11 protein-coding genes are annotated in these 13,721 nt (G+C 66.7%); all 11 read left to right on the top strand.

Annotation, left to right across the window (positions count from 1 at the left end; translation table 11 throughout):
- Positions 1–46: 46 nt before the first annotated feature.
- The 11 genes from QNO00_RS13495 to QNO00_RS13545 all read left to right on the top strand — a co-directional run bounded on the left by QNO00_RS13495 (position 47) and on the right by QNO00_RS13545 (position 13,687).
- On the top strand, positions 47–1,780 hold the full coding sequence (locus QNO00_RS13495; RefSeq protein ID WP_284024869.1) for an L-lactate permease: 1,734 nt from the start codon (positions 47–49) through the stop codon (positions 1,778–1,780).
- Between the two features lie 527 nt (positions 1,781–2,307).
- Complete coding sequence (locus QNO00_RS13500; protein ID WP_284024870.1) at positions 2,308–3,057, top strand: FadR/GntR family transcriptional regulator; 750 nt, start codon at positions 2,308–2,310, stop codon at positions 3,055–3,057.
- A gap of 135 nt (positions 3,058–3,192) precedes the next feature.
- Entirely contained in the window at positions 3,193–3,705 is a 513-nt protein-coding gene (locus QNO00_RS13505; protein ID WP_284024871.1) for a CinA family protein, read from the top strand.
- 145 nt (positions 3,706–3,850) lie between these two features.
- On the top strand, positions 3,851–6,670 hold the full coding sequence (locus tag QNO00_RS13510; RefSeq protein WP_284024872.1) for an FAD-binding and (Fe-S)-binding domain-containing protein: 2,820 nt from the start codon (positions 3,851–3,853) through the stop codon (positions 6,668–6,670).
- 252 nt (positions 6,671–6,922) lie between these two features.
- Positions 6,923–8,218: an enolase C-terminal domain-like protein gene (locus tag QNO00_RS13515; protein WP_229964519.1), complete on the top strand. Its 1,296-nt coding sequence runs from the start codon at positions 6,923–6,925 to the stop codon at positions 8,216–8,218.
- Between the two features lie 95 nt (positions 8,219–8,313).
- Positions 8,314–9,696: a sugar porter family MFS transporter gene (locus tag QNO00_RS13520; protein ID WP_284024873.1), complete on the top strand. Its 1,383-nt coding sequence runs from the start codon at positions 8,314–8,316 to the stop codon at positions 9,694–9,696.
- 42 nt (positions 9,697–9,738) lie between these two features.
- Positions 9,739–10,179: an RbsD/FucU family protein gene (locus tag QNO00_RS13525; protein WP_229964517.1), complete on the top strand. Its 441-nt coding sequence runs from the start codon at positions 9,739–9,741 to the stop codon at positions 10,177–10,179.
- A gap of 1 nt (position 10,180) precedes the next feature.
- The gene (locus QNO00_RS13530; protein WP_284024874.1) at positions 10,181–11,056 is read left to right on the top strand and encodes an amidohydrolase family protein; all 876 of its coding nucleotides are present in this window, start codon (positions 10,181–10,183) and stop codon (positions 11,054–11,056) included.
- Positions 11,049–12,014 carry an aldo/keto reductase gene (locus tag QNO00_RS13535; RefSeq protein ID WP_284024875.1) on the top strand — a complete coding sequence of 322 codons (966 nt, stop codon included), beginning with the start codon at positions 11,049–11,051 and terminating at the stop codon, positions 12,012–12,014. Before QNO00_RS13530 ends, QNO00_RS13535 begins: the two co-directional genes overlap by 8 nt.
- Before the next feature lie 60 nt (positions 12,015–12,074).
- A complete protein-coding gene (locus QNO00_RS13540; protein ID WP_284024876.1) occupies positions 12,075–12,929 on the top strand; it encodes a fumarylacetoacetate hydrolase family protein in 855 nt (284 codons plus the stop codon).
- Positions 12,929–13,687 carry an SDR family NAD(P)-dependent oxidoreductase gene (locus QNO00_RS13545; protein ID WP_284024877.1) on the top strand — a complete coding sequence of 253 codons (759 nt, stop codon included), beginning with the start codon at positions 12,929–12,931 and terminating at the stop codon, positions 13,685–13,687. Before QNO00_RS13540 ends, QNO00_RS13545 begins: the two co-directional genes overlap by 1 nt.
- Positions 13,688–13,721 lie beyond the last annotated feature (34 nt).

Here is a 13,721-nt window from a genome sequence, read left to right on the forward strand (position 1 = left end):
CACTGTGGCCTGACCATGCCCTGTCCAGAACTACGCGGAGGACCCAGTGGAGTCATTCATCCCCAGCACCGATCCAGTGCTCGATAGTGTTGCCGTTTCGGCGTTGGTGGCCCTGGTGCCACTGCTGACCTTCTTTGTGCTGCTGGCCTACGTCAAGGTCAAGGCCCACCTCGCGGGCGGAATCGCCCTGCTGGTGGCCCTCGCCGTCGCCGTCTTCGCCTACCAGATGCCGGCCGGACTGGCGGCGCTCTCCGCCACCCAGGGTGCCGTCTTCGGCGCGTTCCCGGTGCTGTGGATCGTCATCATGGCCATCTGGCTCTACCAGATCACCGTGCTCAGCGGCCGGTTCGAGGACCTGCGCCGGGTGTTCGACGTGATCGGCGGCGGGGATGTGCGCGTGCAGGCGATCCTGGTCGCCTTCTGCTTCGGCGGCCTGCTGGAAGCCCTGGCCGGATTCGGCGCACCGGTGGCCATTACCGCCACCATGCTGGTGGCCCTGGGCATCAAGCCGCTCAAGGCAGCCGCCGCCGTGCTGGTGGCCAACACCGCCCCCGTGGCCTTTGGCGCCATGGCCATTCCGATCACCACCGCAGCCTCGCTGACCGGCCTGGACGCCGACCACATCGGCACCATCGTGGGCCGCCAGGCACCGCTGCTGGCCATCTTCGTCCCGCTAATCCTGGTCTTCATCCTCGACGGCCGCCGCGGCGTGCGGGACACCTGGCCCGCCGCCGTCATTACCGGCGTCGCGTTTGCCACGGCCCAGGTCCTCTGCTCGACCTTCTTCTCCTACGAACTCACCGACATCGTGGCAGCCCTGGCCGGCCTCGGTGCCGCCGTTGTCTTCCTGCGGTTCTGGCAGCCCCGCGGCCGCGAAGCCGCCCGCGAGCGCATGGGCCTGCCCGCCCTCGCCGCCTCGGTCACCGGATCGGCCGGCTCGCAGTCCGGCGCCGGACGCGGTGCCGCCGCTGCGGTTCGGGACGGCAACTCCCTCACCCGCTCCCGCACGCTGCTGGCCCTGTTCCCCTACTTCTTGGTGATCCTGATTTTCGGCATCGCCAAGCTGTGGAAGTGGGGCGCGGACATTCCCGCCCTCCTGGCCTCCACCGACATCAAGGTTCCGTGGCCCTGGCTGCACGACCGGCTCCTGGATGCCTCCGGCGAGCCCGTCTCCTCCACCATCTACACGTTCAACTGGCTTTCCAGCCCCGGAACGCTGCTGCTGTTCACCGGCCTGATCGTGAGCGCGGTCTACGCCAAGTACGACGACGGCGGCCGGTACGTCATGAGCGTGGGCAACGGTGTGGCCGAGATCTTCCGGACCATCTGGAACATGCGCTGGGCCGGACTGACCATCCTCTCCGTGCTGTCCCTGGCCTACGTCATGAACTTTTCCGGACAGACGGTGGCCATCGGCACTTGGCTTGCCGGCACCGGAGCGTTCTTCGCGTTCCTCTCCCCCGTGCTGGGCTGGATCGGCACCGCCGTCACCGGTTCCGACACTTCCGCCAACGCCCTCTTCGCCCGCCTGCAGCAGACCGCCGGCATCGAAGCCGGAATTGATCCGAACCTGCTGGTGGCTGCCAACACCTCCGGCGGCGTCGTGGGCAAGCTGATCAGCCCGCAGAACCTCGCCATCGCGGTGACCGCCGTGAAGCTGGACGGCCAGGAATCGGTGCTGCTGCGCAAGGTCGTCGGCTGGAGCGTGGGCCTGCTGCTGGTGCTGTGCACCCTGGTGTACCTGCAGTCCACGCCGGTCCTGGGCTGGATGCTGCCGTAGGTCCTGCCTGCTCCGCCGCTTTCCGGGGATCTGCTGCCGTTTTGGGAATCTGCTGCCGCTGCGGACCGGCGGCAGATTCCCCAACCGGACGATTCACCCCGATGCGGCCGATTTTCCGGGGTTATCCCCGCGGAAAACGGCGCCCGCCCGATTCTGGTGGCGGCCGCTGCCCCTCGGCGATGGCGGCGGCCGGTGTCCCTCGGCGGTGGCGGCGGCCGGCGCGCATCCTTCGTGCAGATAATGCAGTCTGGCGAAATCTCTCGTGCAGATCAGGGCCTCCTTTCTCCGAAATGACTCCTTTTCAATGCATTATCTGCACGAGAGACTCCGGCGGAGCCCCGGTCAGTGCATTATCTGCACGAGAGATCCAGTACAAGCGCGAGGGCCGGGTTCTGGAGATGATGGCGCAAGGTTCGCCGGCGAGCGGAAGGCACCGGACGCCCTGCCGCATCGGCACCCCACCGCATCGGCGTCCCGGCCCCGGCACCCCGGCACCCCACCGCATCAGCGCATGGCAGGATGGAGCGGTGACAGAGCACCCGCGCCGCAGCTACGACCTGCTGCTGGAAAACATCGAAGCCGACCTCCGCTCCGGCGCCATCGCACTGGGCGATCAGCTGCCCGGCGAGCGGACGCTGGCCGAAACCTACGGCATTTCCCGTGCCTCCGTCCGGGAAGGCATCCGCATCCTGGACGCCATGGGCGTACTGCGGTCCTCCTCCGGGTCCGGGCCGAAGTCCGGCGCCATCATCATCTCCGAACCTTCGGCTGGGTTGTCCTCCGCCCTGCGCCTGCACATGGCCAGCAGCCGGCTGCCGGTGGCGGACATCGTGCAGACCCGTGTCCTGCTGGAAACCTGGGCGGCCACCACCGCCGCCGCCCGGCCGCCGTCGGAGGCCGCGGACGCCGCATTGGCCCGGGCCGCCGCACTGCTGGAGGCCATGGATGCCCCGGATATTGAGCGCGAAGCCTTCCACCTGCTGGACGCCCAGTTCCATGTGGAGCTCAGCTCGCTGGCCGGCAACGCCGTCATCGAAACCATGATGGCGTCCCTGAGCGGTGCCATCAGCGGTTACGTCAAGAACGCCGTCGACGGCATGGAAAACTGGCCCGCCGTCATGACCCAGCTGCAGGCCCAGCACCACGGCATCCACGAGGCGGTGGCATCCCGCCGGGGCGACGACGCCGCCCGCCTGCTGCGCGAGCACATCGAGTGGTTCTATGCGCAGATTCCCGACGAGGACTCCGCTGACGAAAAATCCGCCGGCTCCGCCTAGCTCCGACCCGCTGCAAACCGGCCGCCGGCCCCACCCAGGCGCAGCCGCTCCGACCCGGCTCCAACGCGCTTAAAACTGGTAAGCAGCCTGATAAAATCTCGGTCATCACAAAGCACCGACGAACAGGAGAAGTCCTTGTCCACTTCCAGCCAGGACACGGTTTCCACCGAAACTGCTGAGCGCATTGCCGAGCGCATCCAGGGCACCGGCGTGACCATCGGGGTTTCGGAATCCCTGACCAGCGGGATGCTGGCCTCGTTCTTGGGGGCCGCGCCGTCGTCGTCGGACTGGTTCCTCGGCGGGCTCACCGCCTACGCCACCTCCGTTAAGCGCACGGTCCTGGGCGTGACGGCCGAGGCAGTGGTGTCGGAGGAATCGGCGGCCCAGATGGCCGCGGGCACGGCCAAGCTGCTGGACGCCGACCTGGTCCTGGCGGTCACCGGCTCCGGCGGCCCCGAACCGCAGGACGACCAGGAGCCCGGCACCGTCTTTTTCGGCCTGACCGCCGCCAACCAGGAGCACCCCGACGTCATTGAACGGTTCTTCGAGGGGGATCCGGAAACCGTCATCCACTCCACCGTGGCCGCCGCGCTCGAGCTGCTGGAGGAGGGGCTGGAGAAGCTGCTGGCGGACCGCGGCATCCGGTAGCCGCGCTACTCGGGTAAGTCCTCCAAATCCGGCTGAAGGGGCTGCATCGCCCCTTCATGTGGTCTGACCAACTTTCGCCGCGGCGTGATCAGGCCTACATTTGGAGGCGGAGCACCGCAGCTCCCTGGAACGGTTGGATCGAAAAATGAACCTTCACACGGAAGCCCCCGTCCCGTCAGCGACCTCCGTCGCCGACCTCGGCACCGAACACATCAGCACCCGGGAAATCGACCGGCGCAAAATGGCGCACGACGCTTCCCACTATCTGATGATCCCCGAGGCCGTGGCGACGCCGCGCACGGTGGAGGAAGTCGCCGCCCTGCTGAGTCGCAGCCGGCAGCTGGGCATCCCTGCCACCTTCCGCTCCGGCGGCACCTCCCTCTCCGGCCAAAGCCAGAGCGACAGCCTCCTGATCGATACCCGCCAGCACTTCCGCGGCATCGAGGTGCTCGACGGCGGTGCCCGGGTCCGCGTGCAGCCCGGCGCCACGGTGCGCGCCGTGAACTCCCGGCTGGCCGCGCACGGCTACAAGCTCGGGCCCGATCCGGCGTCGGAAATCGCCTGCACCATCGGCGGCGTCGTCGCCAACAATTCCTCCGGCATGGCCTGCGGCACCGAGTTCAACACCTACCAGACCATCGAGTCCATGGTCCTGGTGCTGCCCTCCGGCACGGTCCTCGACACGGCAGCGCCCGACGCCGAAACCAAGCTGCGCACCCTGGAACCAGAGCTCGTCGAGGGGCTGCTGCGGCTGCGCGGCCGGATCGTTGCCAACCCGCATTCAGTGGCCACCATCGAGCGGCTGTTCTCCATGAAGAACACCATGGGCTACGGGCTCAACTCCTTCTTGGACTACGAGAGCCCGCTGGATATCCTCACCCATCTGATGGTCGGCAGCGAAGGCACGCTGGGTTTCGTGGCCGAAGCGACGTTCCGGACGGTTCCGGCGCTGCCCAAGGTGGCCACCGGGCTGATGTTTTTTGACTCGCTGGACCGCGCCGCCAGCGCCCTGCCGGAACTGGTCGCCTCCGGACTGGCCACGATTGAGCTGATGGATTCGACGTCTCTGCGCGTGGCCGCCGCCGACCCGACCGCTCCCCCGGAGCTGCGCGAGCTGCAGATCTCCGACCACGCCGCCCTCCTGGTGGAGCACCAGGCCCGCACCGCCGAGGAGCTGGCGGAGAAGCGGGAGAACTCGCGGGCACTCTACGAGTCCCTTCCCTTGGCCGCCCCGTTCGCCATGACGTCGGTCGCGAAGGACCGGGCCGCCATGTGGCACCTGCGCAAGGGCCTGTACACCACGGTGGCCGGCGCCCGCCCGTCCGGAACCAATGCCCTGCTCGAAGACATCGTGGTGCCGGTCCCCTCCCTGGCGGCCACCTGCGGGGAGCTGTCCCGGCTCTTCACCGAACACCACTACCGCGATTCGGTCATCTTCGGCCACGCCAAGGACGGCAACGTCCACTTCATGCTCAACGAACGCTTCGACGATCCGGTGGAGCTGGCCCGCTATCAGGCGTTCACCGAGGAAATGGTTGACCTGGTGCTGGGCAACGGCGGCTCGCTCAAGGCCGAGCACGGCACCGGCCGGATCATGGCCGCATTTGTCCGCCGCCAGTACGGCGATGAACTGTACGCGGTGATGTGCGAGCTCAAGTCCCTGGTCGATCCGCCGAATCTGCTCAACCCCGGCGTGCTCATCAATGAAGACCCGCTGGCCTACATCGAGAACCTCAAGGTGGCGCCCACGGTGGAGGCGGAAGTGGACCGCTGCGTGGAGTGCGGCTACTGCGAACCGGTCTGTCCCAGCAAGGACCTGACCACCACTCCGCGCCAGCGGATTGTCCTGCGCCGCGAGATCGCCGCCGCCGAAGCCCGCGGCGACGCGGCGCTGGCCAAGGAGCTGCGCAAGGACTACGACTACGACGGCGTCCAGACCTGCGCCGTCGACGGCATGTGCGTCACCGCCTGCCCGGTCCTGATCAACACCGGAGACCTGGTCCGCCGGCTGCGCAAGGAGGACGCCAATCCCGTCGCCGACATCGGCTGGAAGACCGCTGCCGAGCACTGGTCCACGGTGACCGTGGCCGGCGGCAAGGCCCTCAGCCTGGCCAAGGCGATGCCGCCGCTGCTGCCCAAGGCGGCCACCGCCGTCGCGCGCGCCGTCGCCGGCAGCGATACCGTTCCGGCCTACGCCACGGTGCTGCCGGCCGGCGGTTCCAAGCGGCGGCCGCTGGAGGATCCGGCCGCTGTGGCCGTGTATTTCCCTGCCTGCATCGGCACCATGTTTGGTCCGGCCGGCACCGGCGACGGCGTCTCCGCAGCCTTCCTGGAACTGTGCGGCCGCGCCGGGGTGGGCGTGCGCATCCCGAACGGCATCGGCGAGCTGTGCTGCGGAACGCCCTGGAAGTCCAAGGGTTTCGCCAAGGGCTACTCGGTGATGACCGAACGCGTGCTGGCCAACCTGTGGGAAGCCACCGGCGGCGGGGCACTGCCGGTGGTCTGCGACGCCGCATCCTGCACCGAGGGTCTGGACACCATGAAGCGGCTGGCCGGGGAAAGCCCGGATTACCCGGGGCTGCAGTTCGTCGATTCGGTCGAGTTCGTGCGGGACGCGGTGCTGCCGCAGCTGGCCGTGACGGCGAAGCTGCCGTCGATGGCGCTGCATCCCACTTGCTCGTCCACCCAGCTTGGCGCCAACGAGGCGCTGCACGCCGTGGCCGAAGCAGTGGCCGACGAGGTGTTCGTGCCGCCGAGCTGGGGCTGCTGCGCGTTCGCCGGCGACCGCGGGCTGCTGCATCCGGAGCTGACGGACTCGGCCACCGACCGGCAGGCGGCGGAAATCAACGAGCGCGAGTTCGCTGCCTACGCCTCGGTGAACCGGACCTGCGAGATCGGCATGTCCAAGGCCACCGGCCACACCTACCGGCACGTGCTCGAGTATCTGGCGGAGGCGACGCGGTAGGTGCGGGGACTGCTGCTCCGCGCACGGGTTGAGCCTGAACGGAGCCGGCAACGAAGGCCAGTGCACGGTGGATTCAATTGACCCGATGTCATGCAGCCAAGTTCAGCCTGCTTAGGGTCCGATACGCCCTTTCCACGCCTTGGGAGTGTTACACGTCGTAGTTTGACACTACGAACATAGGATGTTTAGCTCGTGATATCGATCACGTTCCGGCACCTTCGAGCCGGCTGACTTGTTAGGCAGGCACAGTTCTTGAGCACCATCACCCGCGTGGATATCCAGGACATCCGATTCCCGACGTCGCAGGACCTGGACGGCTCCGATGCAATGAACCCGGACCCGGACTACTCCGCCGCCTACCTCAGCATCGGGACGGACTCCGATGACGGCCTGACCGGAAACGGATTCGTCTTTACGATCGGTCGCGGCAATGACGTCCAGGCCGCCGGAATCACTGCCCTTGCCGGCTACCTCACGGGCCGCAACGTTGAAGAGACGCTGGCAGACCTCGGCGGTTTCTGGAAGACACTTGTCCACGATTCACAGTTGCGCTGGCTCGGACCGGAAAAGGGCGTGATGCACATGGCAATCGGTGCGGTCATCAACGCACTGTGGGATCTGCGGGCCAAGCGCGAAGGCAAGCCCCTGTGGCTTCTGTTAGCCGAAATGAGCCCGGAGGAAATTGTGGGCCTGGTGGACTTCCGCTACCTCACCGATGCCCTGACTCCTGCCGAAGCCCTCGACATCCTCAGGCGAGCCGAGCCGGGCCGGCAGGAACGCATCAGCACCCTCAAGCGGGTCGGTTACGAGGCATACACCACCACGCCCGGTTGGCTGGGCTACTCCGACGAGAAGCTCACCCGTCTGTGCCGGGAAGCAATGGCTGACGGCTTCGAACAAATCAAGCTCAAAGTCGGCGCCGACCTCGACGACGACATCCGCCGCCTGCGGGTGGCGCGCGAGGTCTGCGGTCCGGACTTCCGGATTGCAGTGGACGCCAACCAGCGCTGGGACGTGGACCAGGCCATCGAATGGATGGCTCATCTGGCACCCTTCAATCCGGCCTGGATCGAGGAGCCCACCAGCCCCGACGACGTCCTGGGCCACGCAGCCATCGCCCGGGCCATCGCCCCGATCCCGGTTGCCACCGGAGAACATGTGCAGAACCGCGTGATCTTCAAGCAGATGCTGCAGGCCGGTTCCCTGCAGGTGCTCCAGATCGATGCATCCCGCGTTGCCGGCGTTAACGAGAACATCGCCATCCTGCTGCTCGCGGCCAAATTCGGAGTCCCGGTTTGCCCTCACGCCGGAGGAGTGGGGCTTTGCGAAGCAGTCCAGCACCTCTCCATGTTCGACTATGTGTCAGTCTCCGGTGCCATGGACGGCCGGATGATCGAGTTCGTCGACCACCTGCACGAGCACTTCACCGTTCCGGTCGACGTGCGTGCCGGCCGCTACTGGCCGCCGGCAGCACCCGGTGCCGGAATGGAAATGATCCAGTCCTCCGTGGCCGGCTACCTCTACCCCACCGGCTCCGTCTGGTCCTAAGGTCCCAGCCGACCCCGCCCCGGCGTCCGCCTCGGCCCCACGTTAGTTCCGCTCGTTCTTCCCTGCCTTTTTCAGCCTCATAGAAGAGACCTTTGATGATCCAGGATCCAGACCAGCTTCACCAGCGCGACCACAGCAAGGAAACCATCCCCAAAGCGGTGGTGTTCATCGCCGTCCTTGCCGGGTTTTCAGGCCTGCTGTACGGCTACGACTCCGGCGCCATATCCGGTGCCCTGCCCCTGTTGATCAACGACTTCGGAATCGACGCCGGAACCCAGGGTCTGGTTACCTCGCTGCTGCTCTGGGGAGCGCTGCCCGCGATCATCGGCGCCACGCTCGCCGCCCGCCGGTTCGACCGTCGTCATCTGCTGCTGGTCGCCGCGGTGATCTTCGTCGTCGGCTCCGTTGCCTGCGCCCTGGCTCCGAACATCACGGTCCTGATGTACGCCCGGTTCTTCCTGGGCTTGGCTGTGGGCATCGCCAACATGTTCGGCCTGATCTATCTGGCCGAACTCGCCCCGACCCGCATTCGGGGACTGCTGACCGCTTTGTACCAGCTCTCCGTCAACGTCGGCATCCTGTGCGCCTACATCGCAGGCGACGCGCTGCAGGCCTCCGGCAGTTGGCAGTGGATCCTCGGAGCCGGCGCTTTTCCTGCCATCATCTTCCTGGTCGGCATGTACCTCAGCCCGGCCAGCCCCCGCTGGCTGATCATGCGCGGCCGCCGCGAGGAAGCCCTCACCGTCCTGACCAAGCTGCGGGCCACCCGCGAACTCGCCGCGGCTGAAGTCGCCGAGATCGAAGGCAGCCTGCAGAACCAGGGCGCCGGCGTGGGGCAACTTTTCCGCTCGGCCAGGCCGGCAATGACGGTCCTGTTCATCCTTACCTTCTTCCAGGTCTTCACCGGCATCAACGCGGTGGTCTACTACACGCCGATCATCTTCGCTGACATTGAATCGATGGGCGAAAACGCCGGCATGATCGCCAACTACGGCGTCGGCATCGCCCTGGTGGTCTCCACCGCCATCTCGCTGCCGCTGATTGACCGGCTGGGCCGGGTCAAGATGCTGGCCGTGAGCATGGCCGGCCAGGCTGTGGCCATGGTGGTGCTCTGGCTTTTCCCGGATATGGGCTTTGTCAGCATTGCCGCCGTCTTCGTGTACACCTTTGCCTTCGGCTTCGGTCTCGGTCCGGTGTTCTGGCTGTACATCCCCGAGGTACTCCCGCTGCGGATGCGTGCCATCGGCATGGGCGTTATCACCTTCACGCAATACCTCTTCAACGCCGTGTTTGCTTCGGCTTTCCCGGTGGCCATGGAGCGCTTCGGTCCGGTCGTGTTCCTGCTCTTCGCGGTCCTTTCGGCTGCCGGCTTCTTCTATGTGGTGCGCCGCGTCCCGGAAACCTCAGGAAAGTCCCTGGAGGAGATCGAGGAGTACTGGCGCGTGGAAGAAGACCGGAAACTGGCCGCCGCCGGCTGATTCGATCCTCCTGCCACACCGGTCCAGCTAAAGGAAAAACCCATGCTCAGCTTCGAACTCACCCACCCCGACCTGCTGCAGGCGCTGGCGTCGTCCGGCCACGGCACCAAAGTGCTCATCGCCGACGGCAACTATCCCCACAACACCGGTGCCCCCGCGTCCGCCCGGCGCATCGCCCTGAATTTGCGTCCCGGCCTGCTCACCGTGGACCAGATTCTGGAAGTCCTGGCGGTCAGCAGTCCGATTGAGTCAGCGGAGATCATGACCGACGACGACGGCGCCTGGGCACCGTGCGTCGGCGGCTACCGGGCCCTCCTGGGGCGGGAGGTTCCGGTGCTCGGCCACGAGCGGCACGCGTTTTACGAGGCCGCCCGGGGATCCGACGTCGGCGTGGTGATCGCCAGCGGGGACCAGCGACAGTACGCCAATCTGCTCCTGACCATCGGCGTGCGGACAACCGGCTCCTCGCTGCCGGGAGCCTAGCGTGCGGATCACGGACACCCACGTCCATTTCTGGGATCCGCGGCGGTTTTCCTACCCATGGCTGGAGGACCGTCCGGTCCTGAACGTCCCCCGTCTGGCCGCCGATCTGTGCCCAGGGCTGGACGCGGGCATGTCGCCGGTGCGGAAAATAGTGCTCGTTGAAGCCGGCTGTCGTTCCGATCAGGCCCTGGACGAAACCCTGTGGCTGCAGGACCAGGCCCGGCGGGATCCCCGGATCGGTGCGGTCGTGGCGGCAGTGACGCTGGAGGACGACACCCGCCTGACCACGGAGCTGGACCGGTTGAGCCGGATTCCGCTGGTGCGCGGCGTCCGGCGTAATTTCCAGTCGCTGGAACCCGGTGCGCTCGTTGCACCGGCCATGATTGCCGGAGCAAGGGCAGTGGCCGCTGCCGGATTGGTTTTTGATGCCACCGTTCGCTCAGGTCAGCTCCCGGAGCTGGAAGCCTTCGCCCGGCAGGTTCCCGAACTGACCATTGTGCTGGACCATCTGGGCAAGCCCCCGGTGGCATCCGGCGTCGTCGGACCCTGGGCGCGGGACCTGCAGCGGCTGGCGGACTGCCCCAATGTGACGGTCAAAATATCGGGACTGGCGCCGGAGGCCGCTCCGGAGAGACCGCTCGAAGCACAGATACGACCGTTCCTGGCCGCGGCCTTGGAGATCGCGGACCCGGGCCGGCTGCTCTTGGGCAGTGACTGGCCGGTGTCCACCGCCCGGGCACCGCGGGACACCTATGCGAGCTGGTGGACCTTGCTGCTGGAGGATACGCTCTGCGTGCTCAGCGCACCGGACCGCGAAGCTGTTGCCGAAGGCAACGCCGAACGGATTTACATGAAAGCAGGAACAACGCATGAGTGAAAACCAAACCGTGGAGCGCATCCGGAGCACCGGCGCGCTGGGCTTCGGCGCAGCCCCCATCGGCAACCTCTACCGTGCCGTACCAGACGCCGAGGCTCTGGACGCCGTCGAAACAGCGTGGCAGCAGGGCATCCGGCACTTCGACACCGCACCCCACTATGGCCTGGGACTGGCTGAACGCCGGCTTGGGCAGGTGCTGTCCGGAAAACCCCGGGACAGCTATCTGCTATCCAGCAAGGTGGGGCGGCTGCTTCGCCCCAATCCGGCACCCGGGGGCAGGGACACGGAGGGCTTTGACGTACCCGATGACCTCACCCGGATCTACGACTACACCCGCGACGGAGTGCTGCGCTCCATTGAGGAGAGCCTGGTTCGGCTGAACACGGACCGCTTGGACGTGGTGTACATCCACGACCCGGACGAACACTGGGACGAGGCAGTGGCCGGCGCCGTTCCTGCCCTGTCAGAGCTTCGGGACCAGGGCGTGATCGGTGCCTACGGCGCCGGGATGAACCAGTCGGCGATGCTGGAACGCTTTGTCCGGGAGGCCGACGTCGACGTCGTCATGCTTGCGGGCCGCTACACGCTGCTGGAACAGGCCGCCGCCGGGAACCTGATCAGCGCCTGCCGCGAGCGCGGGGTGGGCATTGTGGACGTGGGTGTTTTCAACTCCGGGCTGCTGTCCAAGGACCGGCCGGCCCCCGACGCCACTTACAACTACGCCCCCGCACCGCCGGAGATGTTGGAGCGTGCCAATGCCCTGGCCGATCTGGCGGAGAAGCACGACACCACGCTTCCCGCAGTTGCCCTCGCCTTCCCTTATCGGGAACCGGCAGTGGCCGCCATCGTCCTGGGCATGCGCACGGCGGAACAGGTGGAACAAAATGTTGCCCTGAGCGGCGCCGCCATCCCCGAACAATTCTGGGCCGATGCAGCCGCCCTCGGTTTCATCCGCTGACCAAAACCTGCCTACACACCACCGGCTGAACCAACGCACCATCGATCGAACAGGAACCTTATGGAATTCATGCGCATCGGGCCCAAGGGCTCGGAAACCCCCGTTGTCGTGGAGAACGGCACCTCCTACTCGCTGGCCGGCATTGTCGCGGACATCGATCCCGACTTCTGGTCCGAGGGCCCGGCGCGGGTGGCCCAAGCTCTCGCGGCCGGCGAACTGACCGCCGTCAACCCGGCCGGGCAGCGGATCGGCGCTCCGGTCGCCCGTCCCTCGGCGATCATCTGCATCGGTCAGAACTACGCCGCGCACGCCGCGGAATCCGGCGCGCAGCCGCCGACGCACCCGATTGTCTTCCTCAAGACGCCGAACACGCTGACCGGGCCCTACGACGCCGTGGGCATCCCGCCGGCCTCGGAAAAAACCGATTGGGAAGTGGAACTGGCCATCGTCATCGGCAAGCCCGCCGCTTACCTGCAGTCCGATGCCGAGGCCGCTGACGCCATCGGCGGGTACATGACGGTGAACGACCTTTCGGAGCGGAGCTACCAGATGGACGTCTCCGGCGGTCAGTGGAGCAAGGGCAAATGCGTGAAGGATTTCTTGCCCGCCGGACCGGTGCTCCGCACAGCCGACAGCATTGATCCCGCGGACCTGCGTCTGCGCAGTTGGGTCAACGGGGAACCGCGGCAGGACTCGTCCACCAGGGACATGATTTTCTCCGTGACGGATATCGTCCGCGACCTCTCCCAGTACATGCAACTCGAGCCGGGCGACATCATCTGCACCGGTACCCCGGAGGGCGTTGCCTTCTCCGGACGCTTCCCTTACCTGCAGGCCGGGGACGTCACCGAGATTGAAATCGAGGGGCTGGGCAAACAGCGCCAGGAGTACCACCGGATTGAGGCAGGCAAGTGATGGCAGCGGAATTTGAGGGACTGGCAGCGATCGTCACCGGCGGAGCCTCCGGCATCGGGGCAGCAACGGTGCAGCGGTTGCTGGAGTCGGGTGCAAAGGTTGCCGTCCTGGACCTGCGTCCGGAACAGGCGCCCGCAGGGGCTGTGGGAATCCGCTGCGACGTCGGGGATTCCGATTCCGTGCGCTCCGCCGTCGCCGAGGCCGCCCGGGTGCTGGGAGGCATCGACGTCGTCGTCAATAACGCGGGCATTGGCGCCCAGGGCGACGTCGCGGCGAATGACGACGACGAGTGGGCCCGCGTTCTGAACGTGAACGTGCTGTCCGTGGCCCGGGTATCCCGTGAGGCGCTGCCCTACCTGCGCGAATCAGCGCATGCTGCGATTGTGAACACCTCCTCGATTGCCGCTGCAGCCGGGCTCCCGGAGCGGGTACTGTATTCCGCGAGTAAGGGTGCCATCCGCTCCATGACGCTGGCGATGGCCGCCGACCACATCCGCGAAGGGATCCGGGTGAACTGCGTCAGCCCCGGCACGGCCAACACTCCATGGATCGGGGGGCTGCTGAGCAAAGCCGCTGATCCCGAGGCGGAGCGGACAGCGCTGAACGCCCGCCAGCCGCACGGCCGGATGGTGGAGCCCGAAGAGGTCGCCGAGGCGATCTGTTACCTGGCCAGTCCTCGGAACAAGTCCACCGCAGGCGTTTGCCTGGCGGTCGACGGTGGCATGGACGGTCTGCGGCTGAGGCCCGTCGGCGAGTAGCCTCACCCCTCAAGACGTAAAAACGGGAAGGTCC

This window comes from Arthrobacter sp. zg-Y1219, from assembly GCF_030125545.1.
Lineage (GTDB): Bacteria > Actinomycetota > Actinomycetes > Actinomycetales > Micrococcaceae > Arthrobacter_B.

Excerpts from the sequence above, each read along its gene's own strand:
- QNO00_RS13510 (WP_284024872.1), top strand. The coding sequence starts at position 3,851 with ATGAACCTTCACACGGAAGCCCCCGTCCCGTCAGCGACCTCCGTCGCC.
- QNO00_RS13545 (WP_284024877.1), top strand. The coding sequence starts at position 12,929 with ATGGCAGCGGAATTTGAGGGACTGGCAGCGATCGTCACCGGCGGAGCC.
- QNO00_RS13525 (WP_229964517.1), top strand. The coding sequence starts at position 9,739 with ATGCTCAGCTTCGAACTCACCCACCCCGACCTGCTGCAGGCGCTGGCG.
- QNO00_RS13520 (WP_284024873.1), top strand. The coding sequence starts at position 8,314 with ATGATCCAGGATCCAGACCAGCTTCACCAGCGCGACCACAGCAAGGAA.
- QNO00_RS13540 (WP_284024876.1), top strand. The coding sequence starts at position 12,075 with ATGGAATTCATGCGCATCGGGCCCAAGGGCTCGGAAACCCCCGTTGTC.
- QNO00_RS13535 (WP_284024875.1), top strand. The coding sequence starts at position 11,049 with ATGAGTGAAAACCAAACCGTGGAGCGCATCCGGAGCACCGGCGCGCTG.